Origin of the sequence: Lutibacter aestuarii (assembly GCF_042676885.1) — a bacterium.
GTDB classification, from domain to species: domain Bacteria; phylum Bacteroidota; class Bacteroidia; order Flavobacteriales; family Flavobacteriaceae; genus Lutibacter; species Lutibacter aestuarii.
This window is the reverse complement of the sequence record NZ_JBHTIC010000008.1, coordinates 364,840-388,156: the sequence shown is the minus strand read 5'-3', so window position 1 is coordinate 388,156 and position 23,317 is coordinate 364,840. Positions and strand designations below refer to the sequence as shown.

Here is a 23,317-nt window from a genome sequence, read left to right as displayed (position 1 = left end):
CGAGTGCAAAGATACTATCTAAAGTTAAAAATACAAGTTTTTTTATGTAGAATTTTAAACGATATTTGTTTTTTATTTAATGAACAGAAAAATTGAGAGCAATGAATATCGTTTTAATGGGGTATATGGCAAGTGGAAAATCTGCAATAGGCAAAGTATTAGCTAAAAAATTGAATTTACAATTTATTGATTTAGATGTGTTTATTGAAGAAAACGAAGGTGTAACGATTTCTGAATTATTTCAAACCAAGGGTGAAATTTACTTTAGAATTAAAGAGGGAGAATATTTAAAAGAAATTTTAAAAAAAAATACAAACACTGTTATTTCTTGTGGTGGAGGCACACCTTGTTATGGAAATAATCTAGAAATTATAAAAAAATACAGCATATCATTTTATTTAAAAGCTTCTATAAATACCATTTTTGAGCGATTAAAAAATGAAACTTCAGAACGACCTTTAGTGGCTACTATTGGTGTTGAAAATTTAAAAGAATACATTGCCAAACATTTATTCGAGAGAAATGAATTCTACGAAAAATCTAACTACACCATTAGTGTAGATCACAAAACTATTGAAACTATTGAAGAAGAAGTTGTTGCCTTACTCTAACGTAGCGTACGCTTTATTTTTTTCAAAAACTACCGCAATATGTTCTCTCATAGAAGTAGATAGTGAAATTCCTTTGAAATCTGCTTTAACAGGGTATTTTTTATGATTTCGATTGATAAGTACTGCGGTTTTAAATCGTTTTAAAGGAACTTCTAAAAAATGTTTTATTCCATACATTAAAGTAGTTCCAGAGCTTAATACATCATCTACTAAAACTAACGATTTATTTTTGTAAACTTTTGCCTCAATATCGGTAGTAATACTTTTAAGCGGATTTTTTTTATCCATTTGAACCTCACATAATACCACTTTCAAATCTGAAATATCGTTTAATATTTTTGTGATATTTTTTGCAAAAATAAAACCATTGCCATTGATACCAGCAATAATAATTTCTTTTTCATTACAATTGGTTTCATAAATTTGATACGCAATTCTTCTTGTTTTATTTTGAATTTGCTCGTTCGTTAAAATAGTTGAAAGCTCCATGATGGTTATTTTTTTTCAAAGATAAAAAACAATTCCTTTCCTTTTCTTGGTTTGATAGAATTGTAACATTTTTCTAAAATTTTAATTTCGAATTTAGCGTAAAATAATTGAATATATTCAATAAGACTTCCTCCAAATGGTGGGCCTTCATTAGTTAATTCAAAATCAAATAGCACTCCAATTAGTTTGCCCTTTGGATTTAATAAATCAAACATTTTATTAGCATACTTTTCTCTTAATACAGGGTCTAAAGCGCAAAAAAATGTTTGTTCAATAATTAGGTCGTAGGTTTTTGAATGTTCAAAAAAATCTTGTTGTATTAGTTGATTTTTTGAGAAATTAGGGCTTCGTTTTTGTAAATTTTTTAAAGGTTGTGCAGCAATATCAAGTACATTAACATTTTTAAAATCACTATTTAATAAGTATTCTGCCTCATAACTATTTCCTCCTCCTGGAATTAATATTTTTAGAGTTTTATCTTTTAATTGATCTATATATTCTTTTATAGGTGTTGAAATATAGCCAATATCCCAACCTGTTTTTTGTTGTTCATATTTAGCTTCCCAATATAATTTGTCCAATTTAATAGTCTTCTTCATAAATTTCATCTAAATCTCTTCTATCTTTTTTTGTAGGTCTTCCTGTTCCTTTTTTTCTGTAATAATCTTTCGAATATTTCAACAGTTCCATTTTTTCAAACTCTTCTGCAGGCGTCATATCTTTTCTATACAAGTCAAGTAATTTAGCTCCCAATCTACTTTTAGGCAGGTCTAAAACTTCAATTTTATAGTTTACCTGATGCTTTCTAATAGTTAAAATTTCTCCTGGAAAAATCATTTTAGAAGGTTTTAAAGCATCACCATTAATTTTAATATGTCCTTTCTTACAAGCATCTGTAGCAATACTTCTTGTTTTATAAAATCTAATACACCATAAATACTTATCAATCCGCATATAAAATATCGTTAAATTTCAGCATTTCTCTTTCAACAAAGATATGAAAATACTATCTTGCGCACTTAAAATTTGAAATAAATGAAATTTAAAAATTTACTAGCTTTGTTAGCTGTTAGTATGCTGTTTTTTTCTTGTGGTGATGATAATAATACTGTTGAAGATTATGATGCAGCAGGGCAATCATTAAAAGATGATGTTACTTTAATAGAGTACTTACAAACACATTATTTAAATGAAGATGATGGTGGAATATGGACGATTACTAATGGAGAAACCCCTTTAATGGATCAAGTTGAAACTCAACATATAACTCAAGATGATGTTTCCTATAAATTATACTATTTAAAGCAGGAGGAAGGGACTACTTCTTCACCATCAAGAGCTGATTCTGTATTAGTTACTTACACTGGAATGTTATTAGATAGCACAGTTTTTGACGCTAGATCTACCAATATTTGGTTTTCTTTAAGTGGCGTAATAGATGGTTGGTCTTACGGATTTACCAATTTTAAAGCTGGTACTAAGGTAGTGAATGCTGATGAATCATTTTACTATGAAAATTCTGGAAAAGGAATCTTATTTATTCCCTCAGGTTTAGCTTATAGAAATGTTACTCAATTATCAATACCTCAAGACTCTCCTTTAGTTTTTCAAATTACATTAAATGATGTAAATGAAGCTGATGATGACAACGATGGTATTTTGTCTAAATATGAAGATTTAGATAATGATGGAAATGTGAAAAATGATGATACCGACGGAGATACTATTCCAAATTATTTAGATGTAGATGATGATAATGATGGAATTTTAACCAAAGATGAAGATGCAAATAATGATGGAGACCCTCGAAATGATGATACAGACGGTGACGGTATTCCAGATTATTTAGATACAGATAATTAAAAAAAAAGCTTCTCAGTTGAGAAGCTTTTTTTTAGTCTAAACAATTTTGCCCACGCCACTTGGTTTTTGATCTTCCTGTACCTTCAGCTTTATTAAAAGAAATTAATGGGATACTTACAGTTACTGCGATTTGACTTGGGTTGTAAGAGCTCAAGTAAGCAACATTAGTACCATAAGTTGATCTAACAATGTCTATACGCTGAGATTCTTCTTGGGTAATTCCATAAGTATATCTTAAATCTATAATTGCTAAATTAAAATCTAATTGAATTCCAGCGTTTACACCTAGTACTGATTTTTCGTAAAGAATAGGATACTCAACACCTTCTAAAGTTACTTCATTATTTATTCTATAATTTCCTCCTAAGTATATGGAAGCTGGACCAAAAAGTCTATATCCAAAAAGCAGTGGAATTTCAACTGTTTTGGCTTCCCAATTAGAAGTTTTAAAAGCTAAAGGATAACTATTATTTAATGTTGTACTATTAACTTCTGTTTGAATATAAAACCTATTAAAATTAATTTTTGCAAAGATTCCAAATGTTATACCAGTTTTACCATCTGCACTATAGTAATAGTCTCCAGAAGGTGTTACACCAATACCACCTCCAGTAGATGTTCCTAAATGCAATAAATCACCAATAGTATTATAATTCAATCCACCTTTAATTCCAATATTAATTTCTTGACTTTTAACAGTATAAATAGTTAAAATTGAAAAAATAAATAGTAGGGTTTTCTTTCTCATTTTTGATTAGGGTTTTGTTTTAATAAAAAATAAATATATAAAATAAAATGATACTAAGTAGTAATTAGACATATTTACTATTAAAAAAGACTCCTTAATGTGGAGTCTTTTTGTTGTTATTTGTTAATTTTATACTTAATGTTTGTTGCTGTTAGATAACCGATAAGACAAACTGAAAATAATTTGTTCTGGTCTAGAATCTAAACGATATGAGGTATCTACAATATTATCATTTACAAAATTAGCTTCATTTTCACTTAAACCTCTTTCATATCTAACATCTAAGCCAATTCTACCTAACTCAATAGAAGCACCAATATTTAAACCTACTGAAAATTCATTTTCAATATCTTTAAAATTTAAACCATGTAAGTCGTTATCTAAATAGTACTGAAAAGCAGGTCCTGCAAAAACATTTAATGGACCAATCAATTTAAATCCAACTAAAACAGGCATGTCTAATTTAGAAATTTTATAATCTTCAGTTGCTCCTGAGTTTAATTCGTATTCACTTGTAGTTTTAGTATAAACTAATTCTGGTCGAAGATAAATAGGACCTAAGTCTAATTTACCATAAAAACCTAAATTATATCCTGATTTTCCTTTCCCTTTGTTATCTATAACCGTTTCTATATTATTAAAATATTCTTTTAGCTCACCGTTTGAATTATAACTTAGCCCACCTTTTATACCAAAAGAACTTTGTGCATTTATAGTGAAAACCGTTGCAATAAAAGCTAAAGAGCATACTAGAATTCTTTTTTTCATAAATTTTAAATTTTAGAGTTTATAATACTAGTTAAACGGAGATTCTAAAAAGTTATTTTCTTTTGATTACTTTTTCTACAGCCGAAACTATCGCGGCACTATTTAAACCATATTTTTCCATTAATTGAGCTGGAGTACCAGATTCTCCAAAGCTATCATTTACTGCAATAAACTCTTGTGGAACAGGATTGTTTAAACTTAAAACTCGTGCAACACTTTCTCCTAATCCTCCTAAAATATTATGTTCTTCAGCAGTAACAATACACCCTGTTTTTGCTACAGACTTTAAAATAGCTTCATTATCTAAAGGTTTAATCGTATGAATATTGATTACTTCTGCGCTAACCCCTTTTGCTTCTAATTGTTCTGATGCTTGTAAAGCTTCCCAAACTAAATGTCCAGTTGCAACTATAGTAACATCAGTACCTTCTGTTAATTGAATTGCTTTTCCTATTTCAAATTTTTCATTTTCTGGCATAAATACAGGAACTGATGGACGACCAAAGCGTAAATACACAGGGCCTACGTGATCTGCAATAGCAATAGTAGCTGCTTTTGTTTGATTGTAATCACAAGTATTGATTACAGTCATACCTGGAAGCATTTTCATAAGCCCGATATCTTCTAAAATTTGATGTGTTGCACCATCTTCACCTAAGGTTAAACCAGCATGAGAAGCACAAATCTTTACATTTTTTCCAGAATAAGCAATGGATTGACGAATTTGATCATAAACCCTTCCTGTAGCAAAATTAGCAAAAGTACCTGCAAATGGAATTTTTCCGCCAATGGTTAAACCGGCAGCAATTCCCATCATATTTGCTTCAGCTATTCCAACTTGAAAAAAACGCTCTGGGTGATTTTCAATAAATTTATCCATTTTTAAGGAACCAATTAAATCCGCACAAAGTGCTACTACATTTTCGTTTTTGTCTCCTAATTCAGCCAAACCAGCTCCAAAACCTGATCGTGTATCTTTTTTTTCTGTAAAGGTGTATTTTTTCATTGTGTTGTTTATTAAAAATCGGTCAAAAATAAGGATATTTAGTGATATGGTGCTAAAAATTTAATAATTCTTCATAGAGTTTATGAACAGGTAAGCCCATTACATTAAAGTAACTACCTTCTATACGAGTAACTCCTATAAAACCTATCCATTCTTGTATTCCATAAGCTCCTGCTTTATCAAAAGGGTGGTAATTGTCAACATAATAGGTTATTTCCTCTAAAGATAACTCTTTAAAATGAACGATAGTTTCATCGTGAAAAACTTTTTCCATGTGGTTAGTTTTTAAACAGATAGAGGTAATAACTTTATGATTTTTATTTGATAATTTAAGAAGCATCTCAATAGCTTTTTGTTTGTTTTTTGGTTTTTCTAAGGCTTTGTTTTTAAGCCAAACAATGGTATCAGACGTAATTACTAACTCGTTATTTTTCAATTCATTTTCAAAAGATTTTGCTTTTAGAAGTGCTAAAAAATTAGTGATTTCCTCCGCTTTTAAATCAAATGGATATTTTTCTTCAACAGTGTTTACTTTTATAGTGTAATCTAACCCTAATTCTTTAAATAATTCTTGTCTTCTAGGTGATCCTGAAGCTAAAATAATATGATAGTTTTTAAATTTTTCTAAAAGCATAATTATTTATTTAATGAAAATATAATGAGTGAACTGATTCCTAAAAACATGATGATTTTTAGCATTGCACTTATGTTATTTAAGCTTTTTTTAGATGTTACTTTTAATAATTTTAGGATAACAAACAATAATGGTAATATTACAAAAACAACTAAATAGCTTTTTGTAAACAGATGTGATTCATTAAAATTTATAACTAAAAAAAGTAGTAATCCTAGAGGTAGAGCGCATAAAAAAGCAGCTATATATCTAGCCCTTTTACTTCCTAAAAGTATAGGCAAAGTGTTCATATTTAATTTGTAATCACCATTTATATCTTCAATGTCTTTAATAATTTCTCTTGCTAAATTTAAAAAAAAAGCAAAAAGACATAGCGTTAAAATAACGGTAAAAGGAAACGTTATTTGTAAGCTTTTAAGATCAAATATCGCTAACGTTAAAATGCTTAATACAATTAAAAATGAAACAATAAGATTTCCAATAAGTGGTTTTGATTTTAAATTTTTTGAGTAAAAGTAGAGGAGAAGTGAGGTACTTAAAAAGATAAAGGTTAGTGAAGGTTGTTGAACATTTAGACTTATAGCAACTCCTAAAATGATTCCTAAAACATTGCAGAAAAGATAAAATTTCTTCGCAACTATAGTTGAAAAATGTTTATCTACAATAACTTTATGAGGTTTATTAATTTGATCAGATTTAAGGTCAAAAATATCGTTAATAATATAACCTGCCATAGTAATAAAAACTATAGCTGCTATTAAAACACTAAATTGTACGGTGTTTAATTGTGTTGGTACCTTAAATGCATTAAAAAATACATATTTTAAGACTATTTGAATGTAAATAATCAGTGCTAAATTTTTCCATCTAACTAAATTTAAAAATGCACTAATTTTGATCATTACTGATTGAAACTTTTTTTAAGTCGGTCTAAATTAACTTTATTTTCTCTATTTTTTATAGTTTCACGTTTATCATAAGTCTTTTTTCCTTTACATAGTGCTATTTCAAGTTTTGCCCATCCTTTTTCTGTTAAAAATAAGCGCAAAGGAACAATGGTAAGTCCTACGTTTTGTACTTCTTTTTGAAGTTTTTTTAACTCATTTTTATTTAACAACAATTTGCGTTCGCTTTTTGGTTTATGATTAAATGCATGACCGTATAAATACTCTTCAATAAACATATTTACAACAAACAATTCGCCTTTTTCATTAAACTCACAAAAACTTTCGGTAATTCTAGCCTTGCTTTCTCTAATAGATTTTATTTCAGTACCTGTTAATTGAATACCTGCAATATACTTGTCTAGTATTTCGTATTCAAAGCGAGCTTTTTTATTTTTTATATTGATTTTCTTCTGCATATAAATGCAAATGTACTACAAAATATAAATAAAATTATTAGTTTTTTTAATGTTGTGCGTGGTTAAATGTAACAAAGAAGAATTCTTATCGTCTGTAAAATAAACCTAAATATTCATGAAAAAAATATTTCTTTCAATATTAACATTAATTGCTTCTTTAAATGTTTTTTGTCAATCTGATAACATAGACAAATACATTAAATCAAAAATGCAGGAAAAAAGTATTCCTGGACTGCAATTAGCAATCGTAAAAAACAACAAGATTATCAAAACCGGCGCCTACGGAATAGCTAATATTGAGGATTCTATAAGAGTAGATTCAGAGACAACTTTTGCCATTAATTCTATGACTAAAGCATTTACAGGAGTTGCAGTTATGCAATTAGTTGAGGAAGGAAAAATTGCTTTAGAAGATCCTATTTCCAACTATATTGATAGTTTACCCGATAACTGGAAAAGTATAACTATTAAGCAAATGCTTACCCATACTTCTGGACTCCCTAATATGATGGACTATAATGCAAAAATTATTGCTAGTTGGGAAGAAGTTCAGAAACTTCCCATGGTATTTGAACCAAATAGTAATTTTCAATACAATCAGACAAATTATGTGATTATTGGTAAAATCATCAACAAGATTAGTGGTTCAACTTTTCAGGAATTTATTAAAGAACGTCAACTAAAATTGATTTCTGCAGATAGAACTATGGAATCGGGTTTTGGGCATTACCAAAGCGTAATTCCGCACTCAGCTAGAGGTTATACTTACTTCATCAATGGATCTTTAACTCATGCTTATGAAGAGTTCCCTGAAGAGTTTAGAACAGCTGCAGGGATGAGTTCAACTGCAATAGAGTTGGCTAATTGGCATCTTGCTCTACAAAATGGCACTTTTCTAAAAAAACCAAAAAACCTTTCAACACTTTGGACTCCAGCAATTTTGAATAATGGAGAAACGAAAGGATTTGGTGGAACTCTTAACGGTTATGCCATTGGGACTCCAATTATGATTAAACCAAATAAATCAAAAATTATAGCCTCAATTGGAGGTGGTAGATCAGCTGCACTTACATTCTTAGATAAAGAAGTTACAATTATTGTCTTAACAAACTTAAAAGGTGCTTTCCCTGAAAGATTTATAGAAGAAATATTAGAGTTTTTAGACTAACATAAAACTTAATCAATGTCTTTTTTTATTCATAAAATAACTATACACAACACCTCATAAAATTTATGTTTAAATTTAAACTAATCAAACAACAAACATTCAACTAACAATTTGTAACAACCGAAAAATCTCTGATTTTCCAGTTGTACAAATCTTATAAAATACCGTTAAAAATTATAAGCAATTCCTAAAACCCAATAAAATGAGGTTTCTAAATTTTCTTTTACCAATGTTGAATCCACCAATAAATTAGATTCATTTTGAGGTAAAACTAAGGTTGGTAAAAATGAAAATGTAAATGAATTTTGACGATACCACATGGGTACACCAAATTCTAAAGCCATAAAGCTAAATTGTTCACTTTCTTGGACTTCAACAGTCGTTATAATAGTTTCTGATATGTTATTCATTCCACTTCCATTCCCATGACCACTACCGCCAGAGCCACTTCCTCTAGTAAATCTGTTATTTACAAAATATTCTTGGTAAAAGTTTTGTGAACCAAAATAAACTCCTATGGTTGGAGAAATTTGAAATTTATAGTTGTTTGTTATAAAATCATGACTTATTTCAGAGGATAGAAATAAATCCGAATTATCACTAGTATTAAAATATGCACTAGCTGATAATGAAAGATCTACAATAGTAAAATCATATAAAAAATTAGTAGTGAAATCTGCTATTACTTCAGAAATTACATTGTAACTATCCTCATTAAAAAAGTATTTAGTAGCTGATATATCACCGTAAAAATTACCGATATTAAAATCGTAACCTGCAGAGATTAAAAATACGTCAATTCTACTTTCATTTTTTTTTGTTAAGTATGAAAAAGAAGCTTTAGTATAGAAACCAGATTTGTGATGATACATAAGTGAAGGGTAAAGGTAAGGAGATTCAATGGAATCTTTTCTACCCATAAATATGGCATCGCTAATATAATTTATATCCATTGAGAAATACGAGTCTTTGGTATTGATACTTTCAGGATTGTTGTTTTTAGTTTGAGCAGCTACTGTTGTACCAAATATGACAAAAAGCGCAATAAAAAGAAATTTAAATTTATAGGTGTCCATTTTAATTTATTTAAAATTTTTACATCTGTCCGGAACCCTTTTTCATTCCTTTTTTTTGTGATTTTGGCTTCATTTGTAGCTTTTTTTTAGTCATAGTTTTGGTAGCTTTCTTATTTTTTTGAACAACCATTTTTCTATGCATATAGGTGTTTTTATACATTTCTCCATTTAAGTTTATGCATTCACCATCTTTTAAACGTAACTGTTGACGTGCTTTTGTTTGAAAAGTTCCATCAGGATTTACAACAGTTCCATTTCCTAAATTAAGCTGTTCTTGAATCTTATTTTGCTCTTGGTTTCTTATTTGATACATCTGACCATCAATATTTATAATCTGAAATCTATTTTGATTTCTAACTTGAATTTGAGCTTCTGATAGCCCTTTATTTTCTTGTTGAATTTTATATCGGTATTGATATTCATTTCTATATAAAATTCCATCACTATCTAAACATGAGCCATCTTTTAAACGTAATTTGATTCGATCTCTAGTTTGGTAAGTTCCATCCGGATTTACGATGGTACCATCGTTTAAAGTTATTTTATCTTTTAAACGAATTTGATCACGATCTCTTATTTGAAGTACTTCCCCATCAACCAACATGAATCTTGTTTGGTCTCGATTTTTATCTTGATCTTTGTTTTGTGCTACTAATCCAATAGTTCCTAAAACTATAAAAATTAAAATATTGACTATTTTTCTCATAATATAAACCTTTAAATATTTATTTTAATTATTCGCAAACTTTGCTTTTTAAAGCTGCTTTTGCGAACTATTAAAATTTAGACCTCAAATATTTCTATAGGTTTAATTAAAATTTGAAAAAAGTGATAGAGGGATATTATATCAAAGTTTTATGAATAGTTGTATTAATGGCTGTTGATTTCTAATAAAATATCATTTTTTAAACCATTTGTAAGAGTGATTATATAAAGATTTGCATTATTGGTATCATCAATATCTGAATATTTTTGAATGCCTAAAATTTTATTTGCAAACTGAGGTGTAGTGTTGCTATGTCCAACAATTAAAACTGTTTTACCTGTTGTTTTTTCTTTAAATTCCTCATTATATAAATCTCGAGGATTGTAAAACAATATTTCTAAATTAGCACTTAAAGCTGTTGGTTGTGCTGTTTGTATGGTTCTTTTATAATTTGTAGTATAAATAAAATCAAAAGTCACATTTTTAAAAACCTTTGCCCAATTTTGGGCTCTTTGTAAACCAATTTCAGTTAAGTTTGGATTTGTATTGGTTTTATTTGTTCTGTCTTTTTCAGCATGTCTTATTAAATAATACGTTGTAGTTTGATCTTTTTGTCCCTTTACGTTTTGAATATTAATTAATGAAATTGCAAGTATAAAAAATATAATTTTTCTCATAAAACATGGTTTAATTTGAAGCAAGATACATAAAAAAACTCCTTAGTCAATTCAACTAAGGAGTTTTATAATTAGTTTCTTTAAAAAATTACTTGTTTCTAAATACAATTTTGTCATCGAAAGCATCTAATAATATATGACTATCCGCAGTGACCTTCCCTGATAAAATTTCTTTAGACAATTCATTTAAAATATCTTTTTGAATCACTCTTTTTACAGGTCGTGCGCCAAATTGAGGATCGAACCCTTTATTTGACAAGGCATTTACAACATCTTCAGTGTATTCAATATGTATCTCTTGTTTTTTTAATAATTTAATTAAACTATTTAGCTGTAATTTAATAATTTGATGAATTTCAGCTAAGTTTAAAGGTGTAAACATAATTATTTCATCAATTCTATTTAAAAACTCGGGTCTAATGGTTTGTCTCAATAACCCAATTACTTCCACCTTCGTAGCTTCTGTAACTATGTCTCTCTTTTCCATATCCATATCTTCAAATTTTTCTTGAATGATATGGGCTCCCATATTTGAGGTCATTATTACTATGGTGTTTCTAAAGTCAGCAACTCTTCCTTTATTATCGGTCAATCTACCTTCATCTAATACTTGCAATAAAATATTGAATGTATCTGGATGTGCTTTTTCAATTTCATCCAATAAAATAACTGAATATGGTTTGCGTCTAACAGCTTCTGTCAATTGTCCGCCTTCATCATACCCTACATAGCCTGGAGGTGCACCTACCAATCTACTAACTGCATGACGCTCTTGATATTCACTCATATCAATACGAGTGATAGAGTTTTCATCATCAAATAAATACTCTGCTAAGGCTTTTGCTAATTCTGTTTTACCCACGCCTGTGGTACCCAAAAATAAGAAAGTACCAATAGGTTTTTTAACATCTTGTAAACCTGCTCTAGAACGTCTTACAGCATCTGAAACTGCTTGAATTGCTTCCTCTTGTCCCACAATTCTTTTATGCAATTCGGTTTCTAAATGCAATAATTTTTCACGTTCGCTTTGTAGCATTTTGGTAACAGGAATTCCTGTCCATTTGGCAACTACTTCGGCGATATCATCACGTGTTACTTCTTCTTTAATTAAGGCTGAACTTTGATTTTCAGCTAATTCTTTTTGAAGTTTCTCCAAAATATCTTGTTCTTGCTTAATTTTACCATAACGTATTTCTGCTACTTTACCATAATCTCCATCGCGTTCGGCTTGTTCGGCTTCCAATTTATAGTTTTCTATAGCCTCTTTACTCGCCTGTACATTATCAACCAATTCTTTTTCAGAAGACCATTTTGCATTTATTTCATTTCGTTCCTCTTTTAAATTAGCAAGTTCCTGCTTTAAAGAAGTTAATTTTTTCTCATCCTTTTCTCTTTTAATGGCTTCAATCTCAATTTCTAACTGCATTATTTTTCTATCCAAAACATCAAGTTCTTCTGGTTTTGAATTGATTTCCATACGTAGTTTTGCGGCAGATTCATCCATTAAATCAATGGCTTTATCTGGTAAAAATCTATTCGAAATATAACGTTGCGATAGTTCAACAGCTGCAATAATTGCTTCATCTTTAATTTGAACTTTATGGTGGTTTTCATATTTTTCTTTAATACCACGTAAAATAGAAATGGCACTTTCAGTATCAGGTTCATTTACCTGTACTTTTTGAAACCTACGCTCCAACGCTTTATCTTTTTCAAAATATTTTTGATATTCGTCTAGGGTAGTGGCACCAATGGCTCTTAACTCGCCACGTGCTAATGCAGGTTTTAATATGTTTGCAGCATCCATAGCTCCCTGTCCACCTCCAGCACCAACTAAGGTATGAATTTCATCAATAAACAACACGATTTCTCCATTAGAAGCTTGTACTTCTTTGACTACAGATTTTAAGCGTTCTTCAAATTCGCCTTTGTATTTTGCTCCAGCAATAAGCGCTCCCATATCTAAGGAATAGATTTGTTTATCTTTAAGATTTTCTGGAATATCTCCTTTGATAATACGATGGGCTAAACCTTCAGCAATTGCTGTTTTACCTGTACCTGGCTCACCAACCAACATTGGGTTGTTTTTGGTTCTACGCGATAAAATTTGAAGAATACGTCTAATTTCTTCATCACGACCAATTACTGGGTCTAATTTTCCATCTTTTGCTAACTGATTTAAATGACGCGCATATTTGTTTAATGAATTGTAGGTATCTTCAGCACTTTGTGAAGTTACTTTGCTTCCTTTTCTTAATTCAGTTATGGCAGCTTTTAACTCTTTATCTGTTACACCCTGATCTTTTAATATTTGTGAAGTCGTGTCTTTAGTATTGAAAATTCCTAAAAGTAAATGCTCAATTGAAACATACTCATCTTTTAAATTTTTAGCTTCAATAGTTGCAGAATTTAACATTTTTGATGCATTTCTAGACAAAGACAGTTCTCCTCCAGAAACTTTTGCATAACTTTCTAATGTTTTATCTAATAAATTTTTAAGTAAATCAATATTAACACCTAGTTTATTAAATATATATGGAGTTACATTTTCATCAACTTCAAAAATAGCTTTTAAAATATGTGAATTTTCTATTTGCTGATGCTCTAAACTTTGCGCTATTTGTTGCGCTTGTTGAATAGCTTCTTGCGATTTTATTGTAAAATTATTAAAGTTCATAACGTTTAATTTTTTTTGTATTTATATTTGCAACTTCAAATAACATTCCAATAAAGAATAAGTACTAATTTAAGTCATTTTGTCTTATTTTTTAAGGGTTTGCGACAAATTGTCTTTAATTTAAATAGAAGTTATGAACTGGATTCCTTTGACTGAAACACAACAATTAGATGAACTTATTGATATATCTAATTCTAAACCTATTGTTATTTTTAAACACAGTACCCGCTGTGGAATTAGTAGAGGGGTGTTGACTCAATTTGAAAAAGCAACAAATTCTTTAGAAGAACATGTTGCTTTTTATTATTTAGATTTATTGAAGTTTAGAACGATTTCTAATGAGATTGCAACCAAGTTTGATGTTTTTCATCAATCTCCTCAACTTTTATTAATTAACAAAGGTAAAGCAGTGGCAAACTTTTCTCATTACGATATTATTTCGTCTTTTATTTTGAGTGATTATATTTAGGAGGTAGAATTTTTCCAGTACATTTTCCAAATCCAATTCTCACTTTTTCATTTTCACAATAGCCTCTTAAAATTACATTGTCGCCATCATTAAAAAAAGTTCTTGTAGTTCCATCCTTTAATGTAATTGGTTCTTTTCCTCCCCAAGTAAGCTCAAGCATAGAGCCATAACTATTTTTTGTAGGTCCAGAAATAGTTCCACTTCCCATTAAATCTCCAGCTCTAACGTTACATCCATTAACTGTATGATGCGTAAGCTGTTGATTCATTGTCCAATACATATATTTAAAGTTGGATTCGCTTAAAATATTAAGATCTCCATTTTCGGTTTCTAAAGAAGCTTGTAATTTAACATCAAAACTATTATCTGTTCTTTTTTGTTGTAAATAAGGTAACGGTGTAATTTCCTGTTTTGGGCTCTCACATCTAAAAGGCTCCAAGGCATCCATAGTAACTATCCAAGGAGAAATTGTAGAAGCAAAGTTTTTACCTAAAAAAGGGCCTAAAGGAACATATTCCCATTTTTGAATATCACGAGCACTCCAATCGTTAAATAATACCATACCAAAAATGTAGTCTGCCGCTTCATCTATACCAATAGGTTCTCCCAAATTATTAACATCGGTAGTTACAAAAGCTGTTTCAAGCTCCATATCTAATTTTTCTGAAGGACCAAAAATAGGTTGTGTTTCACCCATTGGAAGTAGTTGTCCATGTGGTCTTCTAATTGGTGTTCCTGAAACAATAATTGAAGAAGAACGACCATGATAACCTACCGGTACATGTAACCAATTGGGCATTAAAGCATTTTCTTTTCCTCTAAACATTACACCTACGTTTGTAGCATGTTCTTTACTTGAATAAAAATCGGTATAATCACCTACGTTTATTGGCAAAAGCATTTCCACTTCATTTACATCAAAAATAATGACATCTCTATGTTTTTGATTATCTCTTAAAGTTGAATTTTCAGCGTCAAAAACATCTGCAATTCTATTTCTAACTAATCTCCAAGTTTTTCTTCCATCTGAAATAAAATCGTTTAACGAATCTTGCATAAACATATCATCCGTTAATGGAATTCCATCAAAATAACCTAATTGATGAAAAGCTCCTAAATCAATTGCATACTCTCCAATTCTAGTACCAATTGTAATAATATCATCTTTAGTAATAAAAACACCGAAAGGAATATTTTGAATTGGAAAATCGCACCCTTTTTCAACGTTTAACCAAGATTTTCTGCTAGGATCATTTGCTGTTATTTGCATATATATAAACTATATTGTTCTATTATTAAATATTATTATCAAATATATAAGTTTCTTCTTAATTGCAAAATGAATTTGCTAAATTTGCCATTAATTTAACTTTTAAAAAAGTATCAAATAATGCAACGCGACCAAATTATTTTCGATCTAATAGAAGACGAAAGAGAAAGACAAACAAACGGTTTAGAATTAATTGCTTCAGAAAACTTTGTAAGTGATCAAGTTATGGAAGCTATGGGCTCAGTTTTAACAAATAAATATGCTGAAGGATACCCCAACAAACGTTATTACGGTGGTTGTGAGGTAGTTGATATTGTTGAGCAAATTGCTATAGACAGAGCAAAAGAACTTTTTGGTGCTGAATATGTGAATGTACAGCCTCACTCAGGCTCACAAGCAAATGCAGCTGTTTACCATGCGGTATTAAATCCTGGAGATAAAATTTTAGGATTTGATTTGTCTCATGGAGGACATTTAACACATGGGTCACCAGTTAATTTTTCTGGGAAATTGTATCAAACTTCATTTTATGGAGTTGATCAAGAAACCGGCGTTTTAAATTACGATAAAATTCAAGAAATTGCAGAAGTTGAAAAACCAAAATTGATTATTGCTGGAGCTTCAGCGTATTCAAGAGATATAGATTTTGAAAAATTCAGAAAAATTGCAGATTCTGTAGGAGCTTTATTAATGGCAGATATTTCTCATCCTGCTGGACTTATAGCAAAAGGAATTTTAAATGATCCAATTCCTCACTGTCATTTTGTAACTACTACCACTCATAAAACATTGAGAGGCCCTAGAGGTGGTATTATTATGATTGGAAAAGATTTTGACAATCCTTTTGGATTGAAATTAAAAAACGGAAATCTTAAAAAAATGTCAACTTTAATTAATGCTTCCGTATTTCCTGGAAATCAGGGAGGTCCGTTAGAACATGTAATTGCTGCTAAAGCAGTTGCTTTTGGAGAAGCGTTAACAGATGAGTTTTTACATTACCAAATACAAGTTAAAAAAAATGCCGCTGCTATGGCAGATGCATTTGTTGCTAAAGGATATAAAATTATCTCTGGAGGGACAGATAACCACTGTATGTTAATTGATTTAAGAAACAAAAATATTAGTGGAAAAGAAGCTGAAAACGCTTTAGTAAAAGCTGATATTACCGTAAATAAAAACATGGTTCCATTTGATGATAAGTCACCATTTGTAACTTCTGGTATTAGAATTGGTACTGCAGCGGTTACAACAAGAGGCTTAAAAGAAGATGATATGGTTGCGGTGGTAGAGTTAATAGATGAAGTACTTATGAATTTTGAAGATGAAGCTAAACTTGAAAGTATCGCTGAAAAAGTAAATGAAATGATGTCTGAAAGACCCCTATTTAAATGGTAATAATTTAGATATAAAAAAAGCCCTGATTTTACAGGGCTTTTTTTATACGTATATTTTTAAATATATTATAAATTAATTTATTCATCATTTTCATTGGCACGTTCTAATAACTTATCGTTAAATGTTTTACTTCCTTTAGCTCCTAATTTTTTAATAGCTTCTACTCGTTTAATTAAATTTCCCTTTCCGGTTAGTTTTTTCATAGAAGAATCATAAGAACCTTGTACTGTTTTTAATTGATTACCAATTTTAATTAAATCCTCAGTAAGGTTAACAAACTGGTCATAGAGTCTACCTGCTTGTAAAGCTATCTCAATGGCATTGCGTTGTTGTTTTTCATTATTCCACATACTATCTATAGTTCTAAGCGTAGCAAGTAGGGTAGTAGGCGTTACAATTACTATATTTTTTTCAAATGCTTTATTGTATAATTGATTATCGTAATTTAAAGCAATGGCAAAAGCAGGTTCTATAGGAACAAATAATAGTACAAAATCTGGAGATTCCATTTCATAAATATCTCCATACTTTTTATCGCTTAATTGCTCAATATGTCTTTTTAGTGAATTGACATGCTCTTTTATGGAACGTTCTTTTTCAGTTTCTTCATCTGTATTTATATAATGTTCATAAGCGGTTAAAGAAACTTTAGAATCAATTACCATTTTTTTATTATTTGGTAAATGTATAACTACATCGGGCAATATTCTTTTACCCTCTGCATTGGTAAAACTTTGTTGAACAAAATACTCTCTATCTTTTTCTAAGCCTGACTTTTCCAATACACGTTCCAAAACCAATTCTCCCCAATTTCCTTGAGTTTTACTATCTCCCTTCAATGCTTTTGTAAGGTTAATGGCTTCCTTGCTCATTTGTTCATTCAACTCTTTTAACCCAAATATTTGCTGACGTAAAGCTGCGTGATAATCAATGCTTTCTTTATGGGTATCTTCTACCTTTTTTTCAAAAGTTTGAATTTTTTCTTGTAAAGGATTTAAGATATTTTTTATATTTTCTCTATTTTGCTCCGTAAATTTTGTAGATTTTTCTTCGAGTATTTTATTGGCTAAAATTTCAAAATCTTTAGAAAATTTTTCTTGTAGCTTTTCAACATCCGCTTTATTTTCTTGTAGCTTTCCTTCTAAATTTTTAAGTTCAGATACCTTTTCAGTTAAGCGCAAATCTATTAGGTGTTTTTCATTATTTAAAATAGATTTTTCTTCATTTAACTTAGTAACAATATTTAAATTAACATCTTTTTCTTCAAGTAAAAGTTTATTTCTTGTTTCTAACTCAGAAATTGTTTTATCAAGCTTGTTTTTGGTAAATAGTTTACCTATAACAAAACCTAGAATTAAGAAAATAATTCCTATTAAAACATAAAAAAAAATAGCATTCATTATCTTTAAATATTAGTTTATAAAAGTAAGATTTTTATATTTGTTGCTAAACTAACTGCTAAAAAAATAAAAGCAGAGTTATTAACAACCTTATGAAACTACTTGCTCGATTTATATTGTTTAAAATTTTAAAATGGAAAATTATTGGAAGTTTTCCTAAAGAATTGAAAAAATATGTAATCATAGCTGCTCCTCATACACATTGGATTGATTTTCCCTTAGGAATATTGGTTAAATGGGCAGAAGCTGCTCCAATAAATTATATTGGAAAAGCTTCGTTATTTAAACCACCTTTTGGTTTTATTTTTAGATGGCTTGGTGGTGCTCCAGTAAATAGAAGTGAAAGCACTAATAAAGTACAAGCCATTGTTGATGTATTTAATAAGAATGAGAAATTTATTTTGGCTTTATCACCTGAAGGCACTAGAAAAAAAGTTGAAAAATGGAAAACAGGTTTTTATTATATTGCAAAAGGAGCAAACGTACCTATTGTGATGGCTACCTTAGATTTTAAAAATAAACAAGTCAAAATCTCAGATCCTTATTATTTAACTAACGATATGGAAAAAGATTTTGACTTGTTTTATACTTATTTTAAAGAGGTTGAAGGTAAAATACCTGAATATAGTTAACCCTTGTAAAATGGTAAACGTACCACTTTTGCTGGAATTGCTTTTTTACGTACTTGAATAAAAATTTCTGTATCGCGTTTAGCAAAAGCTGTTTTAACATAGCCCAAACCAATCGCTTTTTTTAATGTAGGACTCATAGTACCAGAAGTTACTTCCCCAATAATTTTCCCTTGCGCATCAACAATTTCATAACCGTGGCGGGCAATTCCTTTATCAGTTAATTCAAAAGCAACTAACTTTTTAGTAACGCCTTCTTCTTTTTGCTTTTTTAATGCTTCAGAATTTACAAAATCTTTAGAGAATTTTGTAATCCAACCCAAACCAGCTTCAATAGGAGAGGTAGTGTCATTAATGTCATTTCCATATAAACAGAATCCCATTTCCAAACGTAAAGTGTCTCTTGCAGCTAATCCAATAGGTTTAATACCAAATTTTTCTCCTGCTTTAAATACTTCCTTCCAAATATGCTCGGCATCTTTGTTTTTAAAATAAATTTCAAATCCTCCAGATCCTGTATAACCTGTTGCTGAAACAACCACATCATTTACACCTGCAAAAGTTCCTATTTCAAAAGTGTAATATTGCATATCAAACAAGTTAATTTCAGTAAGAGATTGAAGTGCTTCAGCTGCATCTGGTCCTTGTATCGCCAATAAAGAAATTTCGTCAGAACTATTGGTCATCTCAACTCCAAGATCGTTGTGTTGAGAAATCCAATTCCAGTCTTTTTCAATATTTGAAGCATTTACAACCAACATATATTCTTCTTCGGAAATTCTATAAACTAATAAATCATCAACAATTCCACCATCATTATTTGGTAAACAACTGTATTGAACTTTTCCATTATGAAGTAAAGAAGCATCATTTGAAGTCACTTTTTGAATCAATGCTAAAGCATTCTTTCCTTTTAAATAAAATTCTCCCATGTGCGAAACATCAAAAACACCTACACTGTTCCTTACAGTTTCATGTTCTATGTTTACACCTTCATATTGTACTGGCATATTATAGCCTGCAAATGGCACCATTTTAGCACCTAATTCCTCGTGAATGTGAGTTAAAGCAGTATTTTTCATTTAGTTTTATTTTTGTGTCGCTAAAGTACTAAATAATCATAAAATGTATCGGTATTAAATTAACTTATTATTATGATAAACATGTAGAAATTATATTTATTTGTTAATATTTTAGAATTTGTAGGTGTCAATATTTCTTTTTTTATATTTGAATTAAATTTTTTGATAAAAAAACTACTTATGAAGCTAAAAAATGTAATTCTTGGACTTTGCTATTTTGTAATAACAAGCACTATAGCACAAAATAAATTTTTACCAGAAGATTATTTAACTAAAGATTTTCATAAGGAAAGAAGAGAGCAATTAAGAAAAAAACTTCCTAAAAATAGTGTGGCTGTTTTTTTTGCTAACCCAGTTAGAAATAGAGCCAACGATGTGGATTATGTTTACCATCAAGATCCTAATTTTTTCTATTTAACAGGGTATAAAGAGCCACATGCTATGGTTTTAATTTTTAAAGAAAATCAAACCATAGATAATGTCAATTTTAATGAAGTAATTTTTGTACAAGAACGTAATGAAAGAGCTGAAATGTGGACAGGTAAAAGGCTAGGAGTTATTGGTGCACAAGATGATTTAGGTTTTAGAGTTGCATTTAATGGTAGCGATTTTAGAAGTTATGACATAGATTTTTCAAAGTTTGATAAAATTTTGTTTGAAAATTTTAAAAATGACGTTAGAGATACAAGAAATAATGCTGATTTATATGATTTAATTAAAACATTTAAAGAAAAAGTATCGTTTGATTTGATTCACTTAAAAAATCCATCAAATGATAAAATGTATAATGAAACTAAAAAAAGAATTGATACTGATATGTTACAGGGTATTATGGCTTCTTTACGTGAAATAAAAACCAAAGAAGAATTAGTTTTATTAAAAAAAGCGGTTGAAATTTCTGCAGTCGGGCAATTAGAAATGATGAAAGCGATGCACCCAAACATGTCTGAAACTGAAGCACAAGGAGTTCATGAATTTGTTTATAAAAAATACGGAGCAGAGTATGAAGGATACCCATCTATTGTTGGAGCTGGTAACAATGGTTGTATTTTACATTATGTAGATAATAATAAAACACATATTGGAGATTCTAATTTAATTTTAATGGATTTAGGAGCAGAATATCATGGTTATACTGCTGATGTAACTAGAACAATTCCTGCTAATGGAAAATTTACTGCAGAACAAAAATTAATTTATGATTTGGTATATAAAGCACAGGAAGCAGGAATAGCCGCTTATAAAATTGGAACTAAAATGTCTGAACCTAATGCTATAGCTCGTAAAATTATAAATAAAGGATTGGCAGATTTGGGGATAATTGCATCAGAAAAAGATAGGCATAATTATTTTCCACATGGAACTTCACATCATATTGGGTTAGATGTACATGACCCTGGGAATTATAACAAATTTGAAGAAAATATGGTGGTTACCATGGAACCTGGAATTTACATTCCAGAAGGAAGTCCTTGTGATGAAAAATGGTGGGGAATAGGAATTCGTATTGAAGATGACATTTTAATTACTAAAAATGGACCTGTAAACCTATCCGCTATGGCACCTAGAACATCAGAAGCAATTGAAGCAGCTATGAAATTACCAAGTGTTTTGGATAATTTTAAATTGCCTAAATTAGACTAGTTATTTTTTAAGATAAAGCTTGTTGCCAATCAGCAATTAAATCATCAATATGCTCTATACCAACAGAAACTCTAAGTAAGTTTGATGGAGTAGGACTATTTTCTCCTTCAACAGACTTCCTGTGTTCTACTAAACTTTCAACTCCGCCTAAGCTAGTTGCAGTTGTAAAATATTTTAATTGTGTTGAAATTTGAAATGCATTTTTCTCGGTACTCTTAATTAAAACTGATAGCATAGCTCCAAATCCTGTTTGCTGACTTTTAGCGAGAAGATGTTGAGGATGACTTTTTAATCCAGGGTAAAAAACTTTATCAATTTTAGGGTGACTTTCTAAAAAAGTAGCTAATTTATGTGCATTTTCAGTTTGTTTAGAGATTCTTAAAAATAATGTTTGGATTCCTCTAGCAATTAACCAACAATCAAAAGGTGCAGGTACAGCTCCTGATAATGATTGTATGCTACTAATTTTATCAGCTAAATCATTATTATTTAAAACAATGCAACCTCCCAAAACATCGCTATGACCTCCAAAATATTTTGTGGTTGAATGTACAACCATATCTGCTCCTAATTTTAAAGGATTTTGAAAAACAGGAGTTAACCAAGTATTGTCAACCACACATAATGCATTGCTTTTATGCGCAATTTTTGCAATAGACTTAATGTTACTTATTTTTAATTGTGGGTTAGAAGGGCTTTCAATCCAAATTAATGCTGTTGAAGGTTTTATAGCTTTCTCAACTTCAAGTAAATTACTCATATTTACCAAGCTATAGCTTAAATTCCAACGTTGAAAAACGTCTTCCATTAATTTTTTAATAGCATAATAAATATCATTCGGTAAAATAATATGATCACCAGATTTTAAACTTTGTAAAATTGTACTAATAGCAGCCATTCCAGAAGAAAAAGCAAAAGCAAACTGACCTTGCTCCAATTGTGCAATACTTTGTTCAACAATAGTTCTGTTAGGGTTTCCATTTCTAGAATAAATAAAATCGTTATTGTAAGAACCATCAGTATTTCGTTTGTAGGTACTTGCTAAATAAATTGGAGTGCTAACTGGTTCCACATCCATCATTTTATTTTCAATACTTTTTATTGCAAGCGTTTCAAATTTTGGTTTTTGCATTATTTTCTTCAATTTTTTAAGGTATATGAAAATTTTATTTCTTCTTTTAAACCATTACTTTTTTCAAAAACTACGTAGATGTTTAATTTATTTTCACCTACTTTTTCAAAAGTCAATCCGTCAAAATAAACTTTATTGTTTTCAATTTTAACTAATCTAAAATTTTCAGACACCTCTTTTTCTTCCCAGCCTTTTAAATCATTATCAAAATGTTTAATTCTTAGGATTAAGGTTTCATTTAATTCAGAAATGGTACATAACTCATAAAACTTAACTTTATTATCAACTACTAGTTTAAATGATCCCATCATAGAATCTCCCATTGGAGCAGTCCAAACTTCTTCAGTTAAACCCCCTAAAGCTTTTCCTTGCCAATACCCAGCAATCCAAGAAACTTGTTTCAGAGTTGCTTTAGGTGATTTATTAACTGGAGTATACTTTAACGTATTTTGAGCAATTGATATGGATATGATAAGGCAAAAAAGAAAAGCTAGATATTTTTTCATCACA

The 23,317-nt window shown here is 29.7% G+C and carries 25 protein-coding genes; 7 read left to right on the top strand and 18 right to left on the bottom strand.

All coding sequences use genetic code 11. The features are described 5' to 3' along the window. The first annotated feature begins 101 nt into the window (after positions 1–101). Positions 102–611 carry a shikimate kinase gene (locus ACFQZW_RS09280; protein ID WP_386782573.1) on the top strand — a complete coding sequence of 170 codons (510 nt, stop codon included), beginning with the start codon at positions 102–104 and terminating at the stop codon, positions 609–611. On the opposite strand, the gene ACFQZW_RS09275 is transcribed toward ACFQZW_RS09280, so the two are convergent. From ACFQZW_RS09275 to ACFQZW_RS09265, 3 genes are read right to left on the bottom strand one after another with little or no spacing between them, the layout of a single operon-like run. Then, the gene (locus ACFQZW_RS09275; RefSeq protein WP_298262587.1) at positions 603–1,100 is read right to left on the bottom strand and encodes a phosphoribosyltransferase family protein; all 498 of its coding nucleotides are present in this window, start codon (positions 1,098–1,100) and stop codon (positions 603–605) included. The two genes, ACFQZW_RS09280 and ACFQZW_RS09275, sit on opposite strands and share 9 nt — an antisense overlap. Positions 1,101–1,105: 5 nt before the next feature. Continuing rightward, positions 1,106–1,699 (bottom strand): SAM-dependent methyltransferase, encoded by a 594-nt coding sequence (locus ACFQZW_RS09270; protein ID WP_386782571.1) that lies wholly within the window; start codon positions 1,697–1,699, stop codon positions 1,106–1,108. After that, the gene (locus ACFQZW_RS09265) at positions 1,683–2,054 is read right to left on the bottom strand and encodes an RNA-binding S4 domain-containing protein (RefSeq protein ID WP_298262585.1); all 372 of its coding nucleotides are present in this window, start codon (positions 2,052–2,054) and stop codon (positions 1,683–1,685) included. Before ACFQZW_RS09265 ends, ACFQZW_RS09270 begins: the two co-directional genes overlap by 17 nt. Positions 2,055–2,135: 81 nt before the next feature. On the opposite strand from ACFQZW_RS09265, the gene ACFQZW_RS09260 reads away from it, so the two are divergent. Continuing rightward, positions 2,136–2,963 (top strand): FKBP-type peptidyl-prolyl cis-trans isomerase, encoded by an 828-nt coding sequence (locus tag ACFQZW_RS09260; RefSeq protein ID WP_386782569.1) that lies wholly within the window; start codon positions 2,136–2,138, stop codon positions 2,961–2,963. Between the two features lie 31 nt (positions 2,964–2,994). Here the strand turns inward: ACFQZW_RS09260 and ACFQZW_RS09255 are convergent, their stop codons facing one another. From ACFQZW_RS09255 to smpB, 6 genes are all read right to left on the bottom strand, one after another. Then, positions 2,995–3,711: an outer membrane beta-barrel protein gene (locus ACFQZW_RS09255; protein ID WP_298262583.1), complete on the bottom strand. Its 717-nt coding sequence runs from the start codon at positions 3,709–3,711 to the stop codon at positions 2,995–2,997. 135 nt (positions 3,712–3,846) lie between these two features. Continuing rightward, a complete protein-coding gene (locus ACFQZW_RS09250; RefSeq protein ID WP_386782566.1) occupies positions 3,847–4,479 on the bottom strand; it encodes an outer membrane beta-barrel protein in 633 nt (210 codons plus the stop codon). 52 nt (positions 4,480–4,531) lie between these two features. Beyond that, positions 4,532–5,485, bottom strand: coding sequence for a transketolase family protein (locus tag ACFQZW_RS09245; protein ID WP_298262581.1), 954 nt, complete (start codon positions 5,483–5,485; stop codon positions 4,532–4,534). Positions 5,486–5,537: 52 nt separating this feature from the next. Further along, a complete protein-coding gene (locus ACFQZW_RS09240) occupies positions 5,538–6,119 on the bottom strand; it encodes a Maf-like protein (protein WP_386782563.1) in 582 nt (193 codons plus the stop codon). Between the two features lie 2 nt (positions 6,120–6,121). Then, on the bottom strand, positions 6,122–7,021 hold the full coding sequence (locus ACFQZW_RS09235; protein ID WP_298262579.1) for a geranylgeranylglycerol-phosphate geranylgeranyltransferase: 900 nt from the start codon (positions 7,019–7,021) through the stop codon (positions 6,122–6,124). After that, positions 7,021–7,482 carry an SsrA-binding protein SmpB gene (smpB, locus tag ACFQZW_RS09230; protein WP_298262578.1) on the bottom strand — a complete coding sequence of 154 codons (462 nt, stop codon included), beginning with the start codon at positions 7,480–7,482 and terminating at the stop codon, positions 7,021–7,023. Before smpB ends, ACFQZW_RS09235 begins: the two co-directional genes overlap by 1 nt. A 115-nt stretch (positions 7,483–7,597) precedes the next feature. Between smpB and ACFQZW_RS09225 the strand changes: the two genes are divergently transcribed. Further along, the gene (locus ACFQZW_RS09225) at positions 7,598–8,650 is read left to right on the top strand and encodes a serine hydrolase domain-containing protein (protein ID WP_298262577.1); all 1,053 of its coding nucleotides are present in this window, start codon (positions 7,598–7,600) and stop codon (positions 8,648–8,650) included. Positions 8,651–8,817: 167 nt separating this feature from the next. Here the strand turns inward: ACFQZW_RS09225 and ACFQZW_RS09220 are convergent, their stop codons facing one another. The 4 genes from ACFQZW_RS09220 to clpB form a co-directional block, all read right to left on the bottom strand. Then, positions 8,818–9,726, bottom strand: coding sequence for a hypothetical protein (locus ACFQZW_RS09220; RefSeq protein WP_298262576.1), 909 nt, complete (start codon positions 9,724–9,726; stop codon positions 8,818–8,820). Positions 9,727–9,745: 19 nt separating this feature from the next. Continuing rightward, positions 9,746–10,432 carry a DUF6799 domain-containing protein gene (locus tag ACFQZW_RS09215; RefSeq protein WP_298287702.1) on the bottom strand — a complete coding sequence of 229 codons (687 nt, stop codon included), beginning with the start codon at positions 10,430–10,432 and terminating at the stop codon, positions 9,746–9,748. 164 nt (positions 10,433–10,596) lie between these two features. Then, a complete protein-coding gene (locus tag ACFQZW_RS09210) occupies positions 10,597–11,109 on the bottom strand; it encodes a phosphoglycerate mutase family protein (protein WP_298262574.1) in 513 nt (170 codons plus the stop codon). Between the two features lie 88 nt (positions 11,110–11,197). Beyond that, on the bottom strand, positions 11,198–13,786 hold the full coding sequence (clpB, locus tag ACFQZW_RS09205; RefSeq protein ID WP_386782557.1) for an ATP-dependent chaperone ClpB: 2,589 nt from the start codon (positions 13,784–13,786) through the stop codon (positions 11,198–11,200). Positions 13,787–13,919: 133 nt separating this feature from the next. On the opposite strand from clpB, the gene ytxJ reads away from it, so the two are divergent. Then, positions 13,920–14,255, top strand: a complete 336-nt coding sequence (ytxJ, locus tag ACFQZW_RS09200) for a bacillithiol system redox-active protein YtxJ (protein WP_298262572.1) — start codon at positions 13,920–13,922, stop codon at positions 14,253–14,255. Here the strand turns inward: ytxJ and fahA are convergent. Beyond that, the gene (fahA, locus tag ACFQZW_RS09195) at positions 14,233–15,525 is read right to left on the bottom strand and encodes a fumarylacetoacetase (protein ID WP_298287698.1); all 1,293 of its coding nucleotides are present in this window, start codon (positions 15,523–15,525) and stop codon (positions 14,233–14,235) included. The genes ytxJ and fahA overlap by 23 nt on opposite strands. Before the next feature lie 120 nt (positions 15,526–15,645). Here fahA and glyA point away from each other — a divergent pair, with 120 nt between their 5' ends. Beyond that, positions 15,646–16,920 carry a serine hydroxymethyltransferase gene (gene glyA, locus ACFQZW_RS09190; protein WP_298262570.1) on the top strand — a complete coding sequence of 425 codons (1,275 nt, stop codon included), beginning with the start codon at positions 15,646–15,648 and terminating at the stop codon, positions 16,918–16,920. Positions 16,921–16,997: 77 nt separating this feature from the next. Here glyA and rmuC read toward each other — a convergent pair whose 3' ends face one another. Then, positions 16,998–18,320: a DNA recombination protein RmuC gene (rmuC, locus tag ACFQZW_RS09185; protein ID WP_298262569.1), complete on the bottom strand. Its 1,323-nt coding sequence runs from the start codon at positions 18,318–18,320 to the stop codon at positions 16,998–17,000. Positions 18,321–18,412: 92 nt separating this feature from the next. Between rmuC and ACFQZW_RS09180 the strand changes: the two genes are divergently transcribed. Continuing rightward, the gene (locus tag ACFQZW_RS09180; RefSeq protein WP_386782552.1) at positions 18,413–18,952 is read left to right on the top strand and encodes a 1-acyl-sn-glycerol-3-phosphate acyltransferase; all 540 of its coding nucleotides are present in this window, start codon (positions 18,413–18,415) and stop codon (positions 18,950–18,952) included. Here ACFQZW_RS09180 and gcvT read toward each other — a convergent pair. Then, complete coding sequence (gene gcvT, locus ACFQZW_RS09175; RefSeq protein WP_386782550.1) at positions 18,949–20,031, bottom strand: glycine cleavage system aminomethyltransferase GcvT; 1,083 nt, start codon at positions 20,029–20,031, stop codon at positions 18,949–18,951. The two genes, ACFQZW_RS09180 and gcvT, sit on opposite strands and share 4 nt — an antisense overlap. 180 nt (positions 20,032–20,211) lie before the next feature. On the opposite strand from gcvT, the gene ACFQZW_RS09170 reads away from it, so the two are divergent. Next, positions 20,212–21,675, top strand: a complete 1,464-nt coding sequence (locus ACFQZW_RS09170) for an aminopeptidase P N-terminal domain-containing protein (protein WP_386782548.1) — start codon at positions 20,212–20,214, stop codon at positions 21,673–21,675. Positions 21,676–21,682: 7 nt separating this feature from the next. Here ACFQZW_RS09170 and ACFQZW_RS09165 read toward each other — a convergent pair whose 3' ends face one another. Further along, the gene (locus ACFQZW_RS09165) at positions 21,683–22,807 is read right to left on the bottom strand and encodes a trans-sulfuration enzyme family protein (protein ID WP_386782546.1); all 1,125 of its coding nucleotides are present in this window, start codon (positions 22,805–22,807) and stop codon (positions 21,683–21,685) included. 8 nt (positions 22,808–22,815) lie between these two features. Further along, positions 22,816–23,313 (bottom strand): DUF6265 family protein, encoded by a 498-nt coding sequence (locus ACFQZW_RS09160; protein WP_298262564.1) that lies wholly within the window; start codon positions 23,311–23,313, stop codon positions 22,816–22,818. Between the last annotated feature and the right edge of the window lie 4 nt (positions 23,314–23,317).